Origin of the sequence: Amycolatopsis orientalis DSM 40040 = KCTC 9412, assembly GCF_000478275.1 — a bacterium.
Lineage (GTDB): Bacteria > Actinomycetota > Actinomycetes > Mycobacteriales > Pseudonocardiaceae > Amycolatopsis > Amycolatopsis orientalis.
In genome coordinates this window covers 126,790-150,078 of sequence record NZ_ASJB01000045.1, presented here as the reverse complement: position 1 = coordinate 150,078, position 23,289 = coordinate 126,790, and the positions used below count along the sequence as shown (strand labels likewise).

24 protein-coding genes are annotated in these 23,289 nt (G+C 68.2%); 13 read left to right on the top strand and 11 right to left on the bottom strand.

Features of this window, described 5'->3' with window-relative positions:
* Positions 1-50 precede the first annotated feature (50 nt).
* The 6 genes from trmB to L324_RS14715 form a co-directional block, all read right to left on the bottom strand.
* On the bottom strand, positions 51-734 hold the full coding sequence (gene trmB, locus L324_RS14740; RefSeq protein ID WP_037307446.1) for a tRNA (guanosine(46)-N7)-methyltransferase TrmB: 684 nt from the start codon (positions 732-734) through the stop codon (positions 51-53).
* Between the two features lie 43 nt (positions 735-777).
* Complete coding sequence (locus L324_RS14735; protein WP_037307443.1) at positions 778-1,320, bottom strand: hypothetical protein; 543 nt, start codon at positions 1,318-1,320, stop codon at positions 778-780.
* 170 nt (positions 1,321-1,490) lie between these two features.
* Positions 1,491-2,243: an ABC transporter permease gene (locus L324_RS14730; RefSeq protein WP_037307440.1), complete on the bottom strand. Its 753-nt coding sequence runs from the start codon at positions 2,241-2,243 to the stop codon at positions 1,491-1,493.
* A complete protein-coding gene (locus L324_RS14725) occupies positions 2,240-3,160 on the bottom strand; it encodes an ABC transporter ATP-binding protein (protein ID WP_037307437.1) in 921 nt (306 codons plus the stop codon). The genes L324_RS14730 and L324_RS14725 overlap by 4 nt, the downstream gene beginning before the upstream one ends.
* Positions 3,161-3,338: 178 nt before the next feature.
* Positions 3,339-4,088, bottom strand: coding sequence for an ABC transporter permease (locus L324_RS14720; protein WP_037307435.1), 750 nt, complete (start codon positions 4,086-4,088; stop codon positions 3,339-3,341).
* Between the two features lie 29 nt (positions 4,089-4,117).
* Positions 4,118-5,056 carry an ABC transporter ATP-binding protein gene (locus L324_RS14715; protein ID WP_037307433.1) on the bottom strand — a complete coding sequence of 313 codons (939 nt, stop codon included), beginning with the start codon at positions 5,054-5,056 and terminating at the stop codon, positions 4,118-4,120.
* Between the two features lie 190 nt (positions 5,057-5,246).
* On the opposite strand from L324_RS14715, the gene L324_RS14710 reads away from it, so the two are divergent.
* Positions 5,247-5,837: a TetR/AcrR family transcriptional regulator gene (locus L324_RS14710; RefSeq protein ID WP_037307431.1), complete on the top strand. Its 591-nt coding sequence runs from the start codon at positions 5,247-5,249 to the stop codon at positions 5,835-5,837.
* Positions 5,827-6,738 carry an SDR family NAD(P)-dependent oxidoreductase gene (locus L324_RS14705; RefSeq protein ID WP_037307424.1) on the top strand — a complete coding sequence of 304 codons (912 nt, stop codon included), beginning with the start codon at positions 5,827-5,829 and terminating at the stop codon, positions 6,736-6,738. The genes L324_RS14710 and L324_RS14705 overlap by 11 nt, the downstream gene beginning before the upstream one ends.
* Before the next feature lie 100 nt (positions 6,739-6,838).
* Here L324_RS14705 and L324_RS14700 read toward each other — a convergent pair whose 3' ends face one another.
* From L324_RS14700 to L324_RS14690, 3 genes are all read right to left on the bottom strand, one after another.
* Entirely contained in the window at positions 6,839-7,255 is a 417-nt protein-coding gene (locus tag L324_RS14700; RefSeq protein WP_037307423.1) for a VOC family protein, read from the bottom strand.
* Positions 7,256-7,335: 80 nt separating this feature from the next.
* Positions 7,336-7,992 carry a response regulator gene (locus tag L324_RS14695; RefSeq protein ID WP_037307422.1) on the bottom strand — a complete coding sequence of 219 codons (657 nt, stop codon included), beginning with the start codon at positions 7,990-7,992 and terminating at the stop codon, positions 7,336-7,338.
* Positions 7,989-9,197, bottom strand: coding sequence for a sensor histidine kinase (locus L324_RS14690; protein ID WP_438938455.1), 1,209 nt, complete (start codon positions 9,195-9,197; stop codon positions 7,989-7,991). The genes L324_RS14695 and L324_RS14690 overlap by 4 nt, the downstream gene beginning before the upstream one ends.
* 195 nt (positions 9,198-9,392) lie before the next feature.
* Here L324_RS14690 and L324_RS14685 point away from each other — a divergent pair, with 195 nt between their 5' ends.
* The 11 genes from L324_RS14685 to L324_RS14635 all read left to right on the top strand — a co-directional run bounded on the left by L324_RS14685 (position 9,393) and on the right by L324_RS14635 (position 21,115).
* Positions 9,393-10,916 (top strand): dynamin family protein, encoded by a 1,524-nt coding sequence (locus tag L324_RS14685; RefSeq protein ID WP_051173906.1) that lies wholly within the window; start codon positions 9,393-9,395, stop codon positions 10,914-10,916.
* A gap of 112 nt (positions 10,917-11,028) precedes the next feature.
* Entirely contained in the window at positions 11,029-11,508 is a 480-nt protein-coding gene (locus tag L324_RS14680; protein ID WP_037307409.1) for a YqeB family protein, read from the top strand.
* The gene (locus L324_RS14675; protein ID WP_037307407.1) at positions 11,505-12,185 is read left to right on the top strand and encodes a TetR/AcrR family transcriptional regulator; all 681 of its coding nucleotides are present in this window, start codon (positions 11,505-11,507) and stop codon (positions 12,183-12,185) included. The genes L324_RS14680 and L324_RS14675 overlap by 4 nt, the downstream gene beginning before the upstream one ends.
* Before the next feature lie 15 nt (positions 12,186-12,200).
* Positions 12,201-12,701, top strand: coding sequence for a nucleotide exchange factor GrpE (gene grpE, locus L324_RS14670; RefSeq protein WP_081736343.1), 501 nt, complete (start codon positions 12,201-12,203; stop codon positions 12,699-12,701).
* Positions 12,698-14,533: a dynamin family protein gene (locus tag L324_RS14665; protein ID WP_037307405.1), complete on the top strand. Its 1,836-nt coding sequence runs from the start codon at positions 12,698-12,700 to the stop codon at positions 14,531-14,533. The genes grpE and L324_RS14665 overlap by 4 nt, the downstream gene beginning before the upstream one ends.
* Before the next feature lie 92 nt (positions 14,534-14,625).
* Positions 14,626-15,345, top strand: coding sequence for a DUF6802 family protein (locus L324_RS14660; protein ID WP_037307403.1), 720 nt, complete (start codon positions 14,626-14,628; stop codon positions 15,343-15,345).
* A 471-nt stretch (positions 15,346-15,816) separates the two neighbouring features.
* Positions 15,817-17,640 (top strand): phosphoenolpyruvate carboxykinase (GTP), encoded by a 1,824-nt coding sequence (locus L324_RS14655; RefSeq protein ID WP_037307401.1) that lies wholly within the window; start codon positions 15,817-15,819, stop codon positions 17,638-17,640.
* Between the two features lie 83 nt (positions 17,641-17,723).
* Positions 17,724-18,620, top strand: a complete 897-nt coding sequence (locus tag L324_RS14650; protein ID WP_051173905.1) for an LLM class F420-dependent oxidoreductase — start codon at positions 17,724-17,726, stop codon at positions 18,618-18,620.
* Positions 18,617-19,222 carry an ABC transporter ATP-binding protein gene (locus L324_RS14645; protein ID WP_037307399.1) on the top strand — a complete coding sequence of 202 codons (606 nt, stop codon included), beginning with the start codon at positions 18,617-18,619 and terminating at the stop codon, positions 19,220-19,222. Before L324_RS14650 ends, L324_RS14645 begins: the two co-directional genes overlap by 4 nt.
* The gene (locus L324_RS14640) at positions 19,216-20,463 is read left to right on the top strand and encodes a DUF6297 family protein (RefSeq protein ID WP_051173904.1); all 1,248 of its coding nucleotides are present in this window, start codon (positions 19,216-19,218) and stop codon (positions 20,461-20,463) included. The genes L324_RS14645 and L324_RS14640 overlap by 7 nt, the downstream gene beginning before the upstream one ends.
* 76 nt (positions 20,464-20,539) lie before the next feature.
* Positions 20,540-21,115, top strand: a complete 576-nt coding sequence (locus L324_RS14635) for an EndoU domain-containing protein (protein ID WP_037307397.1) — start codon at positions 20,540-20,542, stop codon at positions 21,113-21,115.
* Here the strand turns inward: L324_RS14635 and L324_RS14630 are convergent.
* Together L324_RS14630 and L324_RS14625 are read right to left on the bottom strand one after the other, a co-directional pair.
* Positions 21,112-21,387, bottom strand: coding sequence for a helix-turn-helix domain-containing protein (locus tag L324_RS14630; RefSeq protein ID WP_037307392.1), 276 nt, complete (start codon positions 21,385-21,387; stop codon positions 21,112-21,114). The genes L324_RS14635 and L324_RS14630 overlap by 4 nt on opposite strands.
* Positions 21,388-21,567: 180 nt before the next feature.
* The gene (locus L324_RS14625; RefSeq protein ID WP_037307390.1) at positions 21,568-23,184 is read right to left on the bottom strand and encodes an alpha/beta hydrolase; all 1,617 of its coding nucleotides are present in this window, start codon (positions 23,182-23,184) and stop codon (positions 21,568-21,570) included.
* Positions 23,185-23,289: the final 105 nt, after the last annotated feature.

Genomic DNA, 23,289 nt, shown 5'->3' with positions numbered 1-23,289 from the left:
GAAAGGGCCGGTCAGGACGGGGGACGTCCTGACCGGCCCTTTCAGGCGCTTCAGACCCGTTCGAAGATCAGGTCGTGCGAGATCCGGCCTTCGACGTCGGCGCGGTTCTCGAACTTGGTGATCGGGCGCCAGTCCGGGCGCGGGGCCCAGCCGCCGGGCTCGTCGGCGTGGCGGTTGCGCAGGAGCGGTTCGGCCGAGCAGACCTCCATCATCTGCTCCGCGTAGTTCTCCCAGTCGGTCGCCATGTGGAAGGTGCCGCCCGGCGCGAGCCGCGAGGCCACCAGCGAGACGAACCCCGGCTGCACGATCCGCCGCTTGTGGTGCCGCTTCTTCGGCCACGGGTCCGGGAAGAACAGCCGGACCCCGGCCAGCGTGCCCGGCTCGACGTGCTCGGTCAGCAGGATGACCGCGTCACCGTGCATCAGCCGCAGGTTCTTCACCCCGAGCTTCTCGGCACGCAACATCAGCTGGCCGAGGCCCGGGTCGTACACCTCGACCGCGACGTAGTTGAGTTCCGGCGCCGCGGCGGCGAGCTGGGACGTGGTCTCGCCCATGCCCGAACCGATCTCCACCATGACCGGGGCCTGCCTGCCGAACCAGTCGTCGAAGTCCACCGGTCCTTCGGGCAGTTCGCCGACCGTGCGGCCGAGCGACGGCCACAGCTCGTCCCACGCTCGCTGCTGCCCGACGGTCATCCGGCCGCCGCGTTTGACATAACTGACCACGCTGCGCATCCGTGGCTGGTCCTCGTTTTCCACCCACCCATTAAACGTGGGGTTACCGGGACGCTTCGAACTCCCCCAGCCGCGAGCGCAGACCCGCGAATCCGGCGACCGCGATCGGCGACGGCGTCGTGCCGGAGTGGGCGGGGAGTACGTCGATCCAGCCGTCGTGGCGGCTGGTGTTCAGCACCGTGGTCGGGATCGAATGCCCGGACGCTCCGCGTTCGGAAGGCATGAACTCCCAGTAGCCGGATTCGCCGTCCGCGGCCCACGGGACGAATTCCCAACCGGGACGCCTGCCGAGCAGGCCGGCGATACGATCTTCGATGCGGAAACCGAGTTCCCGCGATTCGAGTCTTCCTTCCACGACGGCCCGAAGCCACCACGGTGCGGGGATTTCGCCGTGCATTCCACTGGACGCGCGGTACAACGCGACAACGAGATCTTCGGGTGCGCGGTGCACCCAGGCGCGGCGAATATCGGATGGCCGGGTCGCGGACGCCACCGTGCGGGGCAGTTCGATCGCCTGTGACCATTCGAGGTCGAGCATGGGCTCGAGCCGCGGCTGCGTGCTTTCCGTGCGGGCTTTCGGGATCATGCGTTCTACTCCCTGACCGGAATCCACCGTCAAGGATCACCTCCGGGGCCGAGAGCCGAAAAAATAGGCTCGTCCCGAGCATCGCCCGGTGACGAACAGTATGTCCGCTTCCTGTGAGAGAAGCCACAGCCTCTTAACGTGGACTTAACTCCTTTGGAGGCGGTAAAAGCTCACGCATCCCTTCGATGGGTGATCATCAGCCCGGCTGTATAGACAACCACACAGATGCCCGCGAAATAAGCCAAATAACCCCAGGGTCCCAGGGGCGGGTGGAGTTTCAACATCGAAACCGTCAGATCCGGCCCCGAAAACTGATTCGCCGCGAAGAACGGCATCCAGGGGTAGATGTCGTCGCCCACGCGCGGAATCAGCACGACGAGACCCTCGATCAACTGCGTCCAGACCAACGCGAAGCCGAGCGCGAAACCGGTACTGCGGAACAGCAGCCCGAGACCGACGCCGAGGAGCCCGGTCAGCAGGAACGTCGCGCCCTGGCCCGCCACCGCGCGCCAGTCGGCGCCCGAGGTCAGCCCCAGGTCGGCGGCCGGTTTGATCAAGTACGCCAGCCCCCACGAGCCGAAGCCGACGAGGAGCCCGATCAGTCCCGAGAACACCCCGACGACGACGCCCTTCGCCAGCAGGATCGGCACGCGGGACGGCACCGCCTGGAAGCTCAGCTTCATCGTGCCCCAGTTGAACTCGCTCGCCGCCGTCAGGATGGCGAGCACCAGCACCACGGTGCGGCCGAGGGCGCTCGCGGTCTGCGTCGTGGTGACGGTGGTCTCTTCTTCGAGCGGCACGAATCCGAAGAACAAGGCGGTGTAGGCGAGTGCGAGGACGACCGCGATGACGGCGCACCAAAGGGGTGCGCGCGTGCTCAGCAGCTTGATCCGCTCCGCGCGGAGCAGGTTCGCCGCGGTCATCGGACGACCCCCGGGGCCTGGCCGGCGCCGTATTCGACGGCTTCGGCGGTGAGTTGCATGTACGCCTGTTCGAGAGACCCGGTGAGCGGGCTCAGCTCGTGCAGGGTCGCGCCCGCGGCGAAGGCGAGCTCGCCGATGTCGTCGCTGTCCATTTCGGACACGATGAGCGCGCCGTCCTCCTCGCGGAACGCGGCGCCCTTCTCGGTCAGCGCCGTGCGCAGTTCGGGTAGATGCGGGCTGCGGACCCGCACCCCGAGGCCCTTCGCGCGGCCGATGAAGTCTTCCATCGTGCCCTGGTAGATCAGCTTGCCCCGGCCGATCACGACGAGGTCCTGCGCGGTCTGCGCCATCTCCGGCAGCAGGTGGCTGGACACGAACACGGTGCGCCCCTCGGCGGCGAGCGCGTGCATCATCCGCCGGATCCACACGATGCCCTCGGGGTCGAGGCCGTTGACCGGCTCGTCGAACAACAGCACTCGCGGGTCGCCCAGCAGCGCCGTCGCGATCCCGAGCCGTTGCAACATGCCGAGGGAGAACTGCCCGGCCCGTTTGCGCGCGACCGATTCCAGGCCGACCAGCCGGAGTACCTCGTCGACCCGGGCGTCGGGCAGGCCGTTGGTCGCGGCGATCCAGCGCAGATGCTCGCGGGCCGTACGGCCGGGAAGCCGCCACGACGCGTCGAGCATCGCGCCGACCGTCCGAAGTGGATCATGGAGTTCGCGGTAGGCCTTGCCGTCGATGCGCACCGAACCCGCCGTGGGGGTGTCGAGTCCGAGCATCATCCGCATCGTGGTCGATTTCCCCGCCCCGTTGGGTCCGAGGAATCCGGTCACGCGACCCGCTTCGGCCGTGAAGGAAAGGTCGTCGACGGCGATCTTGTCGCCATAGCGTTTCGTCAGCCTCGTGGCCTCGATCATCGGCCCTCCCTCCGGTGGATTCCGACAGTACTCAAAGCCGGGTCCCGGGGCCGGTAATGAGGAAAGGACCGGGCTGCCCCCCGATGTGGCGGCCCGGTCCTTGTTCCCCTTTTTCTCCCCGTCCGGTCGCGTCGCTCCCCCGAGCCGCGCGACCGGCTTTCTCCCCTGTGGAAAGTCCTTACGCGTCGCGCTTGTTCGCGACGACCAGCGAGATGATCAGCAGCACCAGCGCGAAACCGGCGAAGTAGGCCAGCGCCCCGCCCTGGCTCAGCACCGAGTCCGACAGCGGCGGGCCGTCCATCTGCCCGGTGCCCGAGCCGCGGACGAACTTGTCGGCGACGTTGAACGGCATCCACTTGTGGATGTCCTGGCCGAGCTTCGGGATGAGCTGGACCAGGTTCTCCACCGCCAGGTTGTAGATCAGCAGCAGGGAGATCGCGCCGGCGCTGTGCCGGATCAGGATGCCGACGGCGACCGCGATCACCGAGGCGAGCGCGAACACGACGCCGACACCGGCGACGCTGATCCACTCGCCGGTGGTGTTCAGCGCGAGGTCTTCCGACCGCATGACGGCGGCCAGGCCCCAGGCGCCGAACGCGGCGATCTCGCCGATCACGAGCGACAGGAGCGCGACGACGCCGGTCTTGGCCAGCAGTGCCGAGGTGCGGTTGGGCACCGCCTGAAAGGTGGTGCGGATGGTGCCGAAGCGGTATTCGGTGGTCACCGAAAGCGCGGCGAGCACCATGATCACGGCCATGCCGGACTTGTAGCCGAACTGGGTCAGGCTGACGTCGGTGAGTTCACCGGCGGGGGCGTTGCCGGCGATGATGGCGGCGAAACCGATCACGACCGCGAGGGTGATCAGCGCACACCACCACGGTGAACGTGTGGTGAACAGCTTGATGCGTTCCACGGCGAGCAGAGTCATGGCTTTTCTTTCCTCAAGAGAGTGAGCGGCTACTGGGCGGCGGCGACCACTTCGGCGGCTTCGGCTTCGAGACCGGTGTGGTACTCGACCGAATCGCCGGTGATCTGCATGAAGGCCTGCTCCAGGGAGCCGGTCTGCGGGCTGAGCTCGTGCAGCACGATCTGGTTGGCCGCGGCGATCTCGCCGATCTTGTCACTGTCCAAACCGGACACGACCAGCGCTTTGCCCGCGTCGGTGACCTGCGCGCTCGCCTGCGTCAGCGCGGAGCGCAGCGCGGGCAGTTGCGGCGACCGGACCTTGACGGTGTTCTCGGCGGCCCGGGAAACGAAGTCTTCGGTGGAGGACTGGGAGATCAGCTCGCCCTTGCCGATCACGACCAGCCGGCTCGCGGTGAGCGCCATCTCCGAAAGCAGGTGCGAGGAAACGAAGACCGTGCGGCCTTCATCGGCAAGCCGGTGCATGAATTTGCGGATCCAGAGGATGCCTTCGGGGTCGAGCCCGTTGACCGGCTCGTCGAAGAGGAGGACCTCCGGGTCGCCAAGCAGTGCCGCCGCGATCCCCAGTCGCTGCGACATACCGAGGGAGAATCCGCCTGCCCGCTTTCCGGCGACGCTGGTGAGCCCGACGATTTCGAGCACCTCGTCGACCCGGGCCGTCGGGATCTTGTTGGACTTCGCCATCCATTGCAGATGTGCCCGCGCCGATCGGTTCGGGTGCACCCATTTGGCGTCCAGCAGCGCGCCGACCGTCCGCAGCGGATCCTTCAGCTCGCGGTAGAGCTTGCCCCCGATGCGCACCGAACCCGAAGTCGGGTTGTCCAAGCCGAGGATCATGCGCATGGTCGTCGACTTGCCCGCCCCGTTGGGGCCGAGGAAACCGGTGACCTCTCCTCCCGCGACGGAGAAGGACAGGTTGTTCACCGCCAGTGTCCTGCCGTACCGCTTGGTGAGGCCCACTGCCTCGATCATGTCTGCTCCCCTCGGCGACTGCGAAAACAATCGTCGTCCATGTGGGTGGCCGAGCGCGTCATCCTGAGGTGCCAACCTGGTACCCGACCTGAGACGTAGCTTGCCGTCTCCCGGCGGCGTACGCGATCGGTGATGTCCCTGAGAACGACCCTGATTCGCGAGGGTTAATGAACCATGGTTCAATAACAGCATGGCGAGGCCCCGCACCATCACCGACGAACGACTCCTGAACGCGGCGGAGACCGTGATCGGCAGGGTCGGCCCGGGTTTCACGCTGGCCCACGTGGCGGCGGAGGCCGGGGTCGCGGTCGGCACGGTCGCTCAGCGGTTCGGCTCGAAAAACGGCCTGTTGCAGGCGTTGAGCCGGTTGAACACGCGATCCGTCGTCGAGCGGATGCGGGAACGCGGCGAAGTGGCCGATCCCGTGGAAGGACTGCGGGCGGCGGTCATCGTGATCTACGAAGGGCTGGGCGACGCGGACACGGCGGCCAACCATCTCGGGCAGCTGGGGGTGGACATCGGGGATCCGGAGCTTCGTGCCCTGCTCGGTGAGCATTTCACGGCCGTGGAAGCGGAATTGCGGCGATTGACGCGGGTGGCGGTACGCGACCTGCCGGGGGCGCCGGGTGTCGTCCGCGCGGCACGAGTGCTGCTGGGGGTGGCCAACGGGGCCGCGCTGGACTGGTCGATCCGGCCTAAGGGCCGGTATGTCGACCGCGTGGGGCAAGACGTGGACGCGGTGCTGACCGCGTGGAAGGGAAGTGTCCGAAGTGGATCATAAAGTAGCGGTGGTCACGGGGGCGACGCGTGGCTGTGGCCGGGCGATCGCGGTGGAACTGGGCAGGCTCGGCTGGACGGTGTTCGTCACCGGCCGCACGACGCGGGAACACGGGTCGCCGATGAAGCGGCCGGAGACGATCGAAGACACCGCGGAACTCGTCGACGCCGCGGGCGGCCGGGGGATCGCCGTCCGCACCGACTTCACCGTGGTGTCCGATGTGGACGCGCTGAAGGCGCGGATCGAGTCCGAAGTGGACGGCCGGATCGACGTCCTGGTCGACGACGTCTGGGGTGGCGACCCGCTCGCGGACTTCGAGGGGGCGTACTGGGATTCCAGTCTCGACGACGCGCTCACCCTGGTGCACAACGCGCTCGACACCCATCTGATCGCGCTGCACCGGCTCCTCCCGCTCGTCGTGAAGCGGGAGGGAGGTCTCGTCCTCGAGGTCACCGACGGCGATCACGACGAGTACGTCGGCGCGGGGATCCCGTACTTCCTCGCGAAGTCCGGTGTCCGCGCGATCGGCAGGGCGCTGGGTGCCGAACTGAAGAAGTACGGCTGCGTCGGCATGACCGTGACGCCGGGCTTCCTGCGTTCGGAGGCGATGCTCGACTACTTCAAGGTCACCGAAGAGACGTGGCGGGACGCGGTCGGCAAGGCCGCGCCGGTCGACTTCGCCATTTCGGAGACCCCGACGCTGCTCGGGCGCGGCGTCGCGAAACTGGCGACCGACCCCGAGGTCTCGCGGTTCGCGGGCAAAACGCTGGCGTCGTGGACCCTGATGAACGAGTACGGCCTGACCGACGTCGACGGCTCACGCCCCGACTTCGGCAAGTGGATGGCCGAAGTCAGGGACGCGGGCAAGGATCCGGAGACGGCGGACCACGCCCTGTACCGCTGAGTCACCGTGCCGGCCGGGGTGGCCGGGCTGAAAGCGTCCTTCACCGCATGCGACGCGGGGAAAGCGCCCTTCGCCGCGTGAGATGCGACGAAAGCGTCCTTCAGCCCTTCATCCCGGCCAGCACGTCCAGGTAGTGCTGGTTGACCATCACGCCGAGGACGTTGCCGAACGGGTCGACGACGGCCGCGGTCACGAAGCCCGGCCCGCGCTCGATGATCGGCTCGTACTCCTTCGCGCCCTTAGCGAGCAGTTGCGCGAAGGAGTCCTCGACGTTGTCGACCGCCCAGTTCGCGATGGCCCCGCCAGGGCCGGGCTGGGCCATCGCGGGCCGGTAGTCACCGCGGACGATGCCGAACTCGTGCTGGTAGTCGCCGATCCGGAACTCGGCGTACGCCGGCTTCTCGTCAGGGCCGTTGCGGACGAAGTACGGCTCGATCCCGAAGAGGTCGGAGTACCACTCGATCGCGGCGGGCATGTCGTCGGCGTAGAACGTGGTGGTGGTGAGTCCTCGCAGCATTTCCTTCTCCTCCAGTAGTGGCTCTGGAGACAAGGATCCACCGCAAAGTGCTCACCGAATGACCACTTTTCCGGAGAAGTTCAGCTGACCCCGGGGCGGGCCAGACCGGTCTCGTACGCGAGCACCACGGCCTGCACCCGGTCCCGGAGATCCAGTTTGGACAGGATCCGCCCGACGTGCGTTTTCACCGTCGCTTCGGACAGGAACAGCGTCTCGGCGATCTCCAGGTTCGAAAGGCCCTTCGCGATCAGCACGAGCACCTCCCGCTCCCGCTCGGTGAGGACGTCGAGTTCGGCCGCGTCCCGCATCGGCTTCCCGCCCCCGCCGACGAACCGGTCGAGCAGCCGCCTGGTCACCGAAGGCGAGACCACCGCGTCACCCGAAGCCACCGCCCGCAGCGCCGACACCAGGTGATCCGGCTGCGTGTCCTTCAGCAGGAACCCGCTCGCCCCGCCCTGCAACGCCGAATAGACGTACTCGTCCAGGTCGAACGTCGTCATGACGAGCACCCGCGCGGTCCCCGCCTCGACGATCCGCTTCGTCGCCTCGACCCCGTCCAGTACCGGCATCCGGACGTCCATCAACACGACGTCCGGCCGCAGTTCCTCCGCGAGGCGGATGGCCTGGGCCCCGTCACCGGCCTCGCCGACGACATCGATGTCGGCCTGCGCGCCCAGGACCATCCGGAACCCGACGCGCATCAATTCCTGGTCGTCGACGACCACCACTCGGATCACGTCGCCAACCTAACCGGGAGCCTCGCGTGCACTTGCCATCCTCCGCCCGGAACGGGTCCGACCTCCAGCGTGCCGCCGAAGACGTTCGCCCGTTCCTTCATTCCGATCAAACCGTTCCCGCCGGGGACCGTGAGTCGCCGCGGCCCGGCGGGGGCTCCATGGGGAGCCGCTTTCGTGGCGGCGGGCACGAGTTGCTTCGCGCCACCGGCGCCGTCGTCGGTGACCCGGACGTCGATCACGTCCGCCTCCCGGCGCACCAGCACCTCCGCCTGCGCGCCCTGTCCGGCGTGCTTGAGGGTGTTCGTCAGCGACTCCTGGACGATCCGGTACACGCCCAGCGAGACACCGGCGGGCAGCCCGGCCAGCGCTTCCGTGTCGATCGCCAAGGTCACCGGCACCCCCGCCTGGCGGATGCGGTCCGCCAGGTCGGTCAGCGCGCTGGCGTCCGGCTGCGGCACGCGTGGCTCGTCGTCACCGTCGCTGCGGAGCACGTCCAGCAGCCGCCGCAGCTCGGCGAGCGCGCCGCGGCCGGTCTCCGAAATCGTCTGCAAGGCCCGTTTCGCCATTTCGGGATTCCCGTCGACCGCGTAGGACGCGCCGTCGGCCTGCACGACCATCACGCTCACCGCGTGCGCGACGACATCGTGGAGCTCACGGGCGATCCGTCCGCGTTCCTGACCGACGGCGATCCTGGTCGCCTGGTCCCGTTCCGTCTCAAGTAGATGCAACCTGGCTTCCACCTCCTCGTGATAGGCGCGCCTCGCGCCGGCGAACTCGCCGAGCGTCCAGCACAGTGCGCTGGAGAAGACGCCGATGATCGCCAGCACCCACACGTCCTCCGGCGGGTCGGCCCACAGCTGGAGCCCCGAGATGGCCAGGGTGGCCACCAGATACAACAGTCCTTGTTTGCGCCCGACGTAGACCAGCACCGAGTAGATGCTGATCATCAGGGCGAACGCGCTGGCGGCGCCCAGCTCCAGCGCGCTGTGCGGGATGCCGATCACCAGCACCAGGTACGCCGACCACAGCGTCGCCTTCCGCCGGAAGACCAGCGGGGCGACCATCACGATGTCCAGTGGCACCGCCACGTACCAGGGCGGCATCGGGACTTCCGGCGTCTCGGTCGCGGCCACGTAGATCAGCAGGTCCGTGAGCAGCAGGACGACGGCGATGAAACTGTCCCCCGCCATGGGGTGGGCACGCATCCAGAGGCTCAACCGTCGCACCTGATAACACTATGTCGGCCCGGGCCGCTCGCGCGTCGGTCGCCGGTACCACCTTCGGTGCGACCCGAGGATGAGCGGCATGGCACGATTCGACTCGGCAAGCTTGGCGACTGGGAGGGGGCAGGCGTCGTGACGTCAGCGACGGAGCAGGGGCGGCTCGCCGGCCCGTTGTCGATGTCGGTGGCCAACCTCTGCCATCGCCTGCAGCCCCAGGTGTCCGCGCGGACCGCGGCCGGCTTCGCCGAAGTGCTGCGCAGGCTGGGCGGTCCGCTGCAGGTCGCCGTCGCGGGCCGGATCAAGTCCGGGAAGTCCACGCTGGTCAACGCCCTGATCGGGCGCCGGGTCGCGCCGACGGACGTCGGCGAGTGCACCCGGCTGGTGACCCGGTTCCAGTACGGCACCGTCGACCGCGTCGAGATCGTCTTCAACGACGGCCGCAAGCAGGTACTGCCCTTCGCCGCCGACGGGATGATCCCGGCCGAGCTGGGCATCGAGATCGACAAGGTCTCGCATATCGAGGCATACCTCACCAACGCGGTCCTGCAGGGGATGACCGTCATCGACACCCCCGGCCTCGGCTCGCTCGACGCCGCGTCGGTGTCGCGGACCGAGCAGCTGCTGGGCGCGGCGAAGCACCGCAAGCCCGACGACGGCGAAGAAGACGAAGAGGGCTCCGACGAGCTGGACGACACTTCTCGCAACGCTGTCGCGGGTGCCGAGGCTGTTCTCTACGTCGTCACACAGGGCGTGCGCGCCGACGACCAGCAGGCGCTGGCCGCGTTCACCGCCGCGACCGCGAGCCGCGAGGCGGGCCCGGTCAACGCGATCGCGGTGCTCAACAAGGCGGACACCATCGCGCCCGAGTCGGTCGAAGGCTCGGGCGGCGACGTGTGGAAGGCCGCGACGCTGCTGTCGGAGAAGCAGGCCGCGACGCTGAAGCCCCGCGTCGCGGACGTGCTGCCGGTGATCGGGCTGATCGCGGAATCGGCGGAGTCCGGCGGGTTCACCTCAGGCGACGCCGAGGCGCTGCGCCAGCTGGCCGAGATGGACGACGACATCCTCGAGACCATGCTGATCTCGGCGGACATCTTCACCAGCTGGGACTGCGACGTCGCGGCGGGCACCCGGCTGCGGCTGCTGGAGAAACTGGACCTGTTCGGCGTCCGGTACGCCGTCGAGGCGATCCGCAAGGAACCGGAAATCACCGCGGGTTCCCTGCGTCGGAAGCTTCTCGACGCCTCCGGCCTCGAAGCCGTTCGGCAGCGGCTGAGCATCGTCTTCGCCGCCCGCGCCGACGGCATCAAGGCGGCCGCCGCACTGGCGTCGGTCACCGCGCTGGCCCACGCGTCGGGCGACCCGGCCGAACGGCAACGCGTCCACGACGCGATCGAGGTCCTGCTCGCCAAGCCCGAGGCGCACCAGCTCCGGCTGCTCGAAGCGCTCACGCTGGTCGCTTCCGGCGCGGTTGACATGCCCGAGGACCTGGCGGAGGAGGTCCTGCGGGTCGGGAGCAACGCGGACATCGGCGCCCAGCTCGGCAAGCCCGGTGCCTCCCGGGCCGATCTCGCGGCGCACGCGCTGGAGCGCGCAGGCTGGTGGCGCTCCTTCGCGTCCTTCGGCGCGACGCCCGCCCAGAGCCGCGTCGCGCACGTCGTGCACCGCGCGTACTTCCTCATCTGGCAGCAAATCCGCGACTGACCCCCCGCGCCCAGCCCCTCCGGCGTCCAGACTCATGCGAAACGCGTCGCGTTTAGCGGGCTAAAGGCGACCCGCGATTGATAAACCGAGCGCTCGGTCTAATAATGGGCGCATGGAAACGATCGTCGACGAGCCCCAGTGGCTGCGTACGGCCTCCTGGCTCGGTTGCCCCGTGGCCGGCGCCGCGCTCGGGTGGTTCCTCCAGTCGATCTCGGGCTGGGTGGTCTCCCTGAGCTGGGTCCCGTTCAAGGGCCCGTTCCAGCTCGTCTCGGACATCCCCCGGCCCTGGGGTGCGATCGCCGGGATCGGCGCCGGCCTGGTGCTCGGCCTGCTGTTCGCGGGCGTCTGGGCGCACGAGCGGCTCATCGTCAAGGTGACGCCGTCCCGCATCACCCTGCTCAAGGAGGGCCGCACCCGCGCCTTCGAGGCCGAACTCGAGGCTGTCTTCTTCGACGGCAAGGAACTCGTCCTGCTCGCCGCCGACGGCCGGGAACTGGTGCGGGAGAAGGCCGACGTCGATCGCCAAGCCGTCGCCAAGGCCCTTCTCGACCACGGCCATCCCTGGCGCGACGAGCCGCCGGCGGTGAAATGAGGACGGTCGACCCGGCCAAACACGAGGCGAAGCGCCGCGCGATCCTCGACGCCGCCGCGGGCTGCTTCGCGATGAAGGGCTTCGAGAAGACGACGACGGCGGAGATCTGCCGCGCGGCCGGGATCAGCACCGGCAGCCTGTTCCACTACTTTCCGAACAAGCGCGCGGTGTTCGTCGGCATCTTCGAACAGGACGCCGACGAGACCGCGGCCCTGCTCGCTGCCGCCAGGGGGATCGAAGACCCGTGGGAGGCCATCCTCCACGTCATCGCCCACGTGTCCGAACAGCTTCTGCATCCGGTGGCGGCCAAGCTCGTCCTCGAGGTCGCAGCGCAGTGCTCCCGCGACGCCGAACTGGCCGAACTCGTCCAGGGCAACGACCGCGGCCTGCGCGACGGTCTCGTCGGCATCGTGAAGCGGGCGGTGGAAGCGGGCCGGATCGACCCCGGCCTCGAACCGAAGGTGGCGGCCAGCTGGCTGGTCGCGTTGGTCGACGCACCGCTCTCACGCGTGATTCTGGAACCGGACCTTGATCCGACGGCGGAACTCGCGGTGATGAAGGAGCTGATCACCAGATTCCTCCGCCCCGTTCTGCCGATTCAGCCCCCGGACGACGGAGAAGTATCCGACACTGGTGAAATCTCTCCGGGCCGATCGGGAAGCCCGGGACATCAGTGACGGGGGTCGGTGCGGGTGGGAGCGTGGCTGCGTAAGAAGGCCGTCGAGACTGTGGACATCGAAGAGGTGAATCCGGACGACGTGCCGACCGGCCAGATCGCGGCGGCGATCATCGCCGAAGCCGCCGGAGAGACTTTGCCCGCCGAGGGAACCGAGACCGTCGTGGTCGCGTCGAAGACCGATGTGGAGTCCACGACCACGGGTCCGGCCGACCTCGAACAGGCTCTCGCCGACCGGCAGGCGCTGATCCAGCTCTGCCTGTACGCCCTCGATCGCGCCCGCAGCGGTGGCGTCGTCGAGCGGCTCGAACACGGTCTCGCCGGTATCGGTGTCCGTGCCCTGCGCCCGGACGGCGAGCGGTTCGACCCCGCCGTGCACGAGGCGGGCGGCGCGGTCGCGACCGAGGATCCGGCACTCGAAGGGCTCGTCGCGGAGACCGAGGTCGTCGGCTTCGCCGATCACGACCGGGTCCTGCGCGCGCCGATCGTCATCGTCTACGCGAAGAAGGCCCAGTGACCGCTCCGAGCGCGGCGGCAGGCCTGCCCGCGGTCGTGAAGAGCACGCGAGAACAGCTCCTCACGGTCGTCCGCGAAGCCGATCCGCAGGCCGCGAAGTGGGTCGAGGACATCCGGAAGGCCCGGCCGAAGAAGCCGTCGGTCGTGGTGGTCGGCGAGACCAACCGCGGCAAGAGCTCGCTCGTGAACGCGCTCCTCTCCATGCCGGGACTGTCCCCTGTGGACGCCGACGTCGCCACGGCGACGTACCTCGTCTTCGAGCACGCCGAGCAGTGGTCCGCGCAGGCCTGCTATCCGGGGCAGCTGGCTCCGGTGCCGATCAATCTGAACGACCTGATCCGGTGGGTCTCGGCCGCGCACGAACTGCCCGAGGGGCAGATCCCGCCGCGCTACGTCGAGGTCTCCGGCCCGGTCCCGCTGCTCGAACGCGTGTCCATTGTGGACACCCCCGGTGTCGGCGGGCTCGACTCGATGCACGGCGAGCTGGCGAAGGAGGCGGCCGCCGGGGCCACCGCGCTGCTGTTCGTCGTCGATGCCTCCTCCCCGTTCACGGCACAGGAACTGCAGTTCCTGCACGACATGGGCGAGCGTGTCGAGACCGTGCTGTTCGCGCTGACCAAGACCGACCAGTTCCGCGGCTGGCGCGAGGTCCTCGAAGCCGACCGGCGGCTGCTCGCCGAGCACGCTCCCCGGTTCGCCGACGCGGTCTTTCACCCGGTGTCCGCGCGCATGTTCGAGACGGCGGCCAAGGCGCCGAACGAGCAGATGGCCATGATGCTGCGGGAGAAGGCCGGTATCGCCGCGCTCCAGGGCGCGTTGCAGGAAATGCTGGTCGGCCGCTCGGCGATGCTGGGCGAGGCCAACACCCTGCGCGCGCTGTCGAGCGCGCTCGCCGAACTCAAGGCGAAGCTGCAGGCGGAAAGCCGTGCGCTGTCGGCCGGTGAGGCCGAGGCGGAACAGCTGCGCCAGCGCCGCGACGACCTCACCACCGAACGCCGGTCTTCGACGCGGGGCTGGCAGCTGAAACTGCGCGCGGAGATCCAGCGGACCCGCGTCGAGGTCGGGCACGAGACCAGCAGGCAGATGCGCGACGCGTCGACGCACTTCCGCCAGCGCATCGACGGCGCGAAGCGGGATGATCTCGCCGCGCTGCCGCAGCAGGTGGACATCGCGCTGCAGACGACGTCGCAGCGGATCTCCATGCTGCTCTCCCAGCGGCTCAACCAGGTCACCAACGTCGCGCTCTCTGAGCTGTTCTCGGCCGAGGAGCTCGACATCATCCGCGGTCAGTTCGCCAGGGCGGGCGGTCCGCCGGTGGTGCTGCGGCCGCCGGACAAGAAGCCGCCGACGGCCGAAGACAAACTGCTCATCTTCATGGGTGTTTCCGGCGGTCTCGGCGCCGGGAAGGTCGCCGCGCTGCCCTTGGCGGGCGTCGCGATCCTGAACCCGGTGATCCTGCCTGCCACGATCATCATCGGTCTCGGCGCCGGCTGGTGGATGGCGCGGACCCGCAAGCACGCCTCCGACAAGCAGCATATGAAGCAGTGGCTGGTCGAGGCGATCGCCGACGCGCGGTCCACACTGGACCAGCTCGTCGCCGAACAGCTGATCGAGGCCGAACAGCAGCTGTCGATGGCGCTCGACGAAGCCCTCGGCCGCCGTATCGACGCGATCGAGGCGGAGCTGAAGGAAGTCGACAAGACGATCAAGATGGGCGCGCAGGAACGGGCGAAGAAGATCTCGGCCGTCGCGAAACGCCTGAAGGACGTCTCCGACGGCCGCGACCGCGCCGAGGCGCTGCTCGGCCGTATCCGGTCGCTGCGGGACGCCTGACCAGGGCGGCCCTGTTGTGGACCGGAACCGAACGGGCCTACGGTGAGTCATAAGCTTCGACACACCAGTCAGGTCAACGAGGGGGTTATCCCATGTGGGTCGACGAGAGCGGCGGCACGGACACCGAGGCGGGCTCCACGGAGGCGGTCACGGTCCACGTTGACGGCGAGGAGTACCAGGCCGAGCTCAACTACGACCTCGACAAGGACGGCGTGAACGACGCCGCCGTCATCCAGCACGACGACGGCACCGGCCAGGCGTTCGTCGACACCGACGGCGACGGCGACGCCGACCAGTACGCGGTGCTCGACGAGAACGGCAAGGTCGTCCAGGAAGCCGTCTACGACGAGGCCGCCGGCGCCTGGGTCGAAGCCGGTGGCGGCAGCGGTTCCGACGGCTCCGACGCGGGCACCAGCGGCACCATGCACGCCGACATGCCGAGCGGTGACGTCGAGGTCGGCGCGCCGACGATCGACACCGACGGTGACGGGAACCCCGACACCGCCGTCATCCAGACCGAGGACGGCCGCACGATCGCGTTCACCGACAAGGACGGTGACGGCAATGCCGACATCGCGGTCGAGACGGACGCTTCGGGCAACTCCAAGACCTACGAGCACACCGGCCCGGGACAGTGGACCGAGACCAACAGCGGTGTGGTCAATGAGGACATCGGCTCCGCCTTCGCGAACACCCCGGCCGCCGTGGGTGACCCGGCAGGCGACGCGGCGTGGGGTGGCGCGGGCACCGAAACACTCGAAGGAGTGGCGAAGATCGATTCCGCCACCGGCCAGTGGATCAGCCCCAACTGAATCCTGAAATGGACTAAACCAATACGGATATCCATTAGCGCTCCGGGGTGAAGGGCGCTTTCCCCGCATCGCATGCGAGGAAAGCGCCCTTCACCGCGTGAGATGAGGGGAAAGTCCCCTTCGGCCACTCGCTGATGTAATTCTGGTCACAGAACAGCCCGGTACGAGACCCCGTGCCGGGTTTTCTCGTGTCCGATTCGGGCGGGCGTTGTGCCATCGATCACCGGAAGAATTTTTGCGTATGGCCCATTCCGGTGATACTGAATCGATTCCCTTATCGTTCTTGTGAGAGAACCGACAGGTCAGCTCTCGGTTACCTGCCGGTCATCCGGCTACTCTCGGGGAATCCCAAAACCTGCACGCCGGTCTTCCCGCCGGTGTGCGAAGCCATTCGGTCGCCGGCATCGAAGCCCGCATCGGAACAGCGTCGTTCCCGATGTGGGCTTCTGCCGTCGGAAGTCAGGAGTAGAGATGACCGCAGTCGCCATCCCCGGACTGGAAAAAGCGCCGACGACGCACAGCGGCGTGCTGTCCTGGGTCCGGGAGGTCGCCGAACTGACCACTCCGGACCGTGTGGTGTGGGTCGACGGGTCCGACGAAGAGGCCGCGCGTATCAACGCCGAACTGGTCGCCGCCGGCACGTTCGTGCAGCTCGACGCCAAGCCGAACTCGTACTGGGCCGCCTCCGATCCGAATGACGTCGCCCGTGTCGAAGAGCGCACCTTCATCTGTTCGGAGAACGAGGAAGACGCCGGTCCCACCAACAACTGGATGGACCCGGCCGAGATGAAGGCCACGATGACCGAGCTGTACCGCGGGTGCATGCGCGGTCGCACGATGTACGTGATCCCCTTCTGCATGGGCCCCCTCGGCGCCGAAGACCCCAAGCTCGGCATCGAGATCACCGACTTCGCCTACGTCGTCGCCTCCATGCGCGTGATGACCCGCGCCGGCAAGGCCGCGCTGGACAAGTTCGTCACCGAGGACGGCACCGAGCGCGAGTTCGTCCCGGCGCTGCACTCCGTCGGCGCCCCGCTGGAGCCCGGCCAGAAGGACGTCTCCTGGCCGTGCAACACCACCAAGTACATCTCGCACTTCCCCGAGAGCCGGGAGATCTGGAGCTACGGCTCCGGCTACGGCGGCAACTCGCTGCTCGGCAAGAAGTGCTACTCGCTGCGCATCGGTTCGGTCATCGCCCGTGACGAGGGCTGGCTGGCCGAGCACATGCTGATCCTCAAGCTGATCTCGCCGGAGGACAAGGTCCACTACGTCGCGGCGGCGTTCCCGAGCGCCTGCGGCAAGACCAACCTCGCCATGCTGCAGCCGACCATCCCCGGCTGGCGCGCCGAAACCCTCGGTGACGACATCGCGTGGATGCGGTTCGGCGAGGACGGCCGTCTCTACGCGGTGAACCCCGAGTTCGGGTTCTTCGGCGTCGCACCGGGCACCGACTGGCACACCAACCCCAACGCGATGCGCACCATCGAAAAGGGCAACACGGTCTACACGAACGTCGCGCTCACCGACGACGGTGACGTCTGGTGGGAGGGCATGGGCGAGAAGCCCGCGCACGCCACCTCCTGGAAGAAGCAGGACTGGACGCCGGAGTCGGACGAGAAGGCCGCGCACCCGAACTCGCGGTACTGCACGCCGATGTCGCAGTGCCCGATCCTCGCGCCGGAGTGGGACGACCCGCAGGGCGTGCCGATCTCGGCGATCCTGTTCGGCGGCCGCCGCAAGACCACGGTCCCGCTGGTGAACGAGGCCCGTGACTGGCAGCACGGCGTGTTCATGGGCGCCACCATGTCGTCGGAGACCACCGCGGCCGCCGCCGGCGCGGTCGGCAACGTGCGCCGCGACCCGATGGCCATGCTGCCGTTCCTCGGCTACCACGCCGGTGACTACTTCAAGCACTGGCTGGACCTCGGCAAGAACGCCGACGCGAACAAGCTGCCGAAGATCTTCTACGTCAACTGGTTCCGCCGCGGCGACGACGGTCGCTTCCTGTGGCCGGGATTCGGCGAGAACTCGCGGATCCTGAAGTGGGTCATCGACCGCGTCGAGGGCAAGGGCAACGCGAAGGAGACCCCGGTCGGTTTCGTGCCGAACGCCGAGGACCTCGACACCGAGGGCCTCAAGGAGCCGCTGGCCGACATCCAGGCCGCGCTGGACGTCTCCGCCGACGAGTGGCGCCAGGAACTGCCGCTGATCGAGGAGTGGTTCGAGAAGATCGGCGACAAGGTCCCGGCTTCGCTGCGTGACGAGCTGGACGCGCTGAAGCAGCGTCTCGGCTGATCGAGAACACCGGAGAAGGCCTCATCCTCATGGTCATGCCAGAGGATGAGGCCTTCTTCTTTCGCGCTGGGTAACGTGATCTCATGACCACTGGAGGGAAGCCCAAGCCGTTCAAGTTCGGGGTCAACATGATCGTCCCCGAGAGTCGCGCGGCGTGGGTCGGGAAATGCCGCAAGGCCGAGGATCTCGGCTTCGACGTCGTCGGCGCCGCGGACCATCTCGGGATGGCGCCGCCCTTTCCCGCGCTCGTACTCGCCGCCGAGGTGACCGAGCGGGTGCGGCTCAACACCTTCGTCATCAACACCGCCTTCTACAATCCCGTGCTGCTCGCCCGTGACGTCACCGGCACGGACCAGTTCACCGAAGGCAGGCTGGAACTCGGCCTCGGTGCCGGATACGTGAAGTCCGAATTCGAAGCGGCGGGGCTGGAATTCCCGCGCGCCGGCCGGCGCGTCGACCATCTCGAACACACCATCAAAGAACTCAAACGGCTCTATGCGGACGAAGCCCACAAACCGGAGACCGTGCAGAAACCGGGGCCGCCGCTGATGATCGCCGGTCGCGGTGACAGGCTGCTGGGCCTCGCCGCTGAGCACGCCGACATCATCGGATTCACCGGCACGAAGGCCGTTCCCGACGGCGGCGCGCTGGCACCCGACGACGCGGACGGAATCGCGGAACGGGTGGACTTCGTCCGCGGGAAACTGAACGGCCGCGACGTGGAATTGAACCTCCTCCCGCATTTCGTCGCGGTGGTCGAGGACCGGCAGAAGGGGCTGGAGAATCTGCGCGAACTCGTCAAGGGGCAATTGAGCGTCGACCAGCTCGCCGTTCTGCCGACGGCGCTCGTCGGCACGCACGAGCAGATCGCCGAACAGTTCCTGGCGCATCGCGAGCGGTACGGGTTCAGCTATTTCACCGTGCTGGAACACAATATGGAGGCACTCGCCCCGGTGATCGAACTCTTGCGCGCCCCATGATCGACGTACGCGGTCTCGGCGTCCAAGCCGGGGAGCACTGGTTGTTCGAAGCCCTCGACTTCGAGGTCGAGGCCGGTGAATGCGCGGTCATCGTCGGCCCGAACGGAGTCGGGAAATCGACCCTGCTGCGGTGCCTGTACGGAACGCAGACCCCGCAGCGGGGCCGGGTCGTCGTCGCGGGCGGGAAACCCGATGAACGCGATTTGTCCTTCCGCCGCAAGGTTTCCGTATTGTTCGACGATTCCGATTTCTTCGCGGAACTGACCCCGATCCAGCATCTCGAACTGCTGGAGGGCTCGTTCGGTGCCGATCTCGGCGACTTCGACGCACTTCTCGCGGACGCGGGCCTTTCCGAACGCGCGAAGGTCACCGCGGGCAAGTTCTCCGCCGGGCAACGCCGCCGCCTGCTGCTCCTGGGCGCGACGGCGCGGCCACACGACGTGCTGCTGCTCGACGAGCCCGAGCGGGCGCTCGACGCCGCCGGGAAGGAATGGCTGACGTCGTTGATCAAGCGTTCGACCGACGCCGGGGCGGCCGTCGTCGTGGCCACGCACCATCCTCCGCTGCTCGAAGCGGCCGATTCCACCCTCGAGTTGTGGTGACCACGAAAGCCCCCACGCGTGTCCCGGGACGACAGCGCTTCGGCGGGGTGTTCAACGGGGATTACCAGACCTTCCTGGCGCTGTTCGGGGGCGGCGCGTTGTTCACCGCGTTCGAGAACCTGCCGAAACTCCGCGCTTTCCTTTTTGGACAGTCTCTTGTGGACTTCGCCGCGGTGTTCGGTCTGCTGATCGTGCTGTGCGCGATCTTCTGGCGCAGCCTGCTGCGGCGTGGCTTCGTCTGGGCCGAACCGGCGGCGCTGACGTGGATGGACTTCGCGAGCGTCGACAGGCGCCGCGTCGTGGTGAAGCGGATGTGGACCCTGTGGTGCGGCCTGGTCGTCGTGGTCGGCTACACCGGGGCGCTGGTCACCGCGATCGGTGACGGCTCGAAGGGCGTCTGGATCGCGATGGCGGCGTTGACCGCCTCCGGGGCGATCCTGGCCGCCGTCACCGCGCGGCGGACGGCGATCCGCGGGGAAACGGCGGGTCCGGTCGTGCTCGCGCTGGCCGGGCTGGCGGTGGCCGCCGCCGGACTGGGCCCGATCGCGGTCGAAACGCTGGCCGGTGCGCTGTTCGTGGTCGCGATCGCGGTGGCCTTCGGTGGCCGGCCGACGTCCGCGGCCGGGCGCGCGGAACTCGTCGACGGCTGGAACGCGCGCCTGCTGCGGGCGATGGCCGCCGTCTTCATGGACCCCATGCTGCTGATCCCGGAGTCGAGGCCGGTGCCGTGGCTGTCGCTGCGGCGCCCGACGACACTGCGGCTCGCGTGGGCCGGGGTGCTCGGCCGTCTGCGCTACGCGGCGGCCGGTGTGGTGATCGCCTGCCTGGTGGGCATCGGTCACCTGGCTTTCCCGGCCGTCCCGGTGGGGGCGATGTTCGCGCTCGGCGCGTACGCGGCGCTCGTGCCGTTCGTCGGCGGGCTCGGCGAACTGTGGCGCAACCCCGGCCGCAAACGCTGGCTCGGCGCGTCGGACTGGGAGTTAAGGCTGGTCAACGGCCTGGTGATCGCCGCGCTCGGCCTCGTATGGGGCGGCTTGCTCACCCTGGTGACGCTGACGCTCGGCGTGACCCCGGCCTGGCCGGTGTGGCTCGCGATCCCGCTCGCCGTCGTCGCCGCGCTGCGGACGGCGACCCGGCCGCCGATGAACTACGACGTCAGCGGCGGCGCCGCGGGATTCCAGGCACTGCGAGGCGTCGACCTGCTGATCGTCGGCTCGATAGTGCTCTCCGTGAGCACCTGACCTCACCCGTTCCCGCGTTCGGATCATTCGAATACTCCGAATGCGAGTTACCCTCGGTGCGACGAAGGGAGCACGAGTGGGCGGCGGGCACGCACCGGGAAAGGGACGGCGGGCGACCAGCGAGTTCCCCGCGGGCTGGACCGACGAGCAGATCATCGCGGTGATCAAGGACGTCGCGAACGATCCGAGCGAGCCCCGTCGCAGACAGCACAACGGTCGTTGGCGCTGCGCGGGCGAACGGTACGGCGTGCATCTGATCGTGCTCGTCGAGGACAACGGGCACGTCAAGACCGGATATCCGGTCGCGGGTCCCGGCGTGGTCCGCAATCCCGACACCGCGGCCGACCCGGCGAACCCGACCGTCGCCGACCTGGCCGCCGGCCGCATCAGCTTCTTCGGCGAAAGCCTGCTCGACCAGATCGCGGACCGCGTCGCGCCGGACGTCCTGGCCTTCTACCGGACCCTGCACTGGTCGGGTGAGTGGGAGGAGCTGGCCGACGTCCTCATCGCGCACGCGGTGAACGAGGATCTGCGGCTCGGGGTGGACGAGTTCGCCACCCTGGAAAGCCTGTTGAACAGCTTCGACCTGCCGATCGACGGGTTCCTCTACCTGAACGACCGGGCCCACGCCCTGGCGACCCTGCGCCCTTAACTCGCTTCGGCGACTTCGCCGTCGTTGCCTTCCGCGGCCGTCCGCAGCGCGTCCAGCGGCAGCCCGACGGCGTCCGCGATCGCCGCCACGGTGAAGAAGGCCGGCGTCGGGATCCGGCCGGTCTCGATCTTGCGGAGCGTCTCCACCGAGATCCCGGCCTCCGCGGCGACCTCGACCATGCTCCGCGACGCCGACGCGCGCGCGTCCCGGAGCACCAACCCCAGCCGCTCGCCGCGTTCGCGTTCCTCGTCCGTCAACGGCACTCGCACCATGGACCCAATAGTAATACCGGCCCGTCTCGTGAGTGGTAATGACGGTTCTAACCGTCATTACCACTCACGAGACCGGAGTTACCCCCAGCCTGTGGACAACTCTGTGCACAGGCTGGGGACGGGCGAAAGAAAAGGGCCCCGCCGAGCCGAAGCTCGACGGGGCCACAATCCCTGGGGGCATCAGCCGCCCGCGGGCACCGGAAGTGGGAGTCCGGGGAGGCTCTGGTCGTTCGGCACCTTGCCGTCGACGAGGAAGTCCTCCACGACCTTGTCCACACCCACGTTGCCGCCGGCGTAGATCCCGTGGTCGCCCTCGCCGGTCACGGTGATCATCCGCGAGTTGGCGAACGCGCGATGCGCACGGGTCGCGCCCTCGATCGGGGTCGCCGGGTCGTGCACCGACTGGACGATCAGCACCGGCGGGACGCCGACGCCGTCGAGCCTCGGCAGGTCGACCGGCTTGTTCTTCCAGAAGATGCACGGCTGGATCAGCCAGCCCGCGCCCAGCAGCGGCAGGTCCTTGTCGATCAGCTTCTGCGACTGCCGGATGACGCTGTTCCGGTTGCCGTACCAGGGTCCCTCGTTGCAGGGGATGGACCAGAAGCTGGCGTTGTAGGAGTCGCCGTCGCTCGGGACGAACAGCGGCTGCGGGCCGATGACGCCGTCACCGTCCACCGTCTCCGCCTTGACCTTCTGCGCGGCCGTGCTCTTCTGCTGCTGGGTCGAGGTGCCCTCGGTCAGCGTCTTCAGGTTGACCAGGTACTCGGCCAGCGCCGGGAAGTTGCGCTTCGAGTAGAGGTATCCCGCGATGGTGGAGTCGAGCGCGTTGGCCGAAACCGGGACGCCGTCCACCTCGACAGGCTTCTGCGTCAGCGCGAAACGGACCTTCTCGTAGCTCTGGCGCGCGGCTTCACCGGTCTTGCCGAAGCCGTAGACCTTGTCGTACTTGCCCATCCACGGCAGGAAGTCCTGACGCCAGCGGCGCTCGAAGCCGAGCGGCTGCCCGTCGAAGGAGTTCTGCCAGGTGGTGGTGAACTCGGTCGACGAGTCGAGCAGGAACCTGCCGGTCCGGGTGGGGAACTGCTGCGCGTAGTGCGCGCCCATCCAGGTACCCGCCGAGTAGCCGACCCAGTTGATCTTGTCGCGGCCCAGCAGGACACGCAGCAGGTCGATGTCGCGGATGGTCTGGGCGGTGTTGATGAGCGGGCCCAGCTCGCCGGACTTCACCTGGCACGAGTCCGCCGCGTACTTGGTGGCGTCCAGGATCAGGTTGAGGTTCGCCCGGCTGCGGTCGCGCGGGTCGAGGTCGGAGCCGGTGCCGATCGCGTTGCCGCAGGTGATGTTGGTGCTCTTGCCGGTTCCGCGCGGGTCGAGACCGATGATCTCCTGGTTCGCGCGCAGCTTCGTCTGGTTACGCAGACGCGCCGGGAAGTTCCGGCCAGGAGCACCGGGGCCACCGGGGTTCGTGATGACGCTGGCGGTGGCGGTGCCGCTGGTCGCGGCCAGCCTGCTGACGGCGATCGTCAGGTCGATGTTCTCGCCCGGGTTGTACCAGTTGCGCGGCGAGCGGTAGGTCGCGCACTCGATGTTCTCGGCCCCCGGAGGCGGCGCGGACGGCAGCTCACTGGCCGTGCACTTGTGCCAGTCCAGCTTCTGGCCCGCGTACTTCGCCGGAATGTTGGTGGAGTTCAGAGGCTGCTGCGTGGCCGCCTCCGGTCCTGCGAACGCAGGAGTGAACCCGGCCAGCATGGTGCCGGCGACAGCCGGGATCACCACCGCATAGCGGAGTTTCTTCATCCGATGCCCCTTTGGTCTTGCGTGCGAAGTTCCTGTTCGCCACTGCGGGCTATTGATATCCGCTCCGGATGCGGGCGGCAACCGCCCTTCGTCGGATCGACGGTG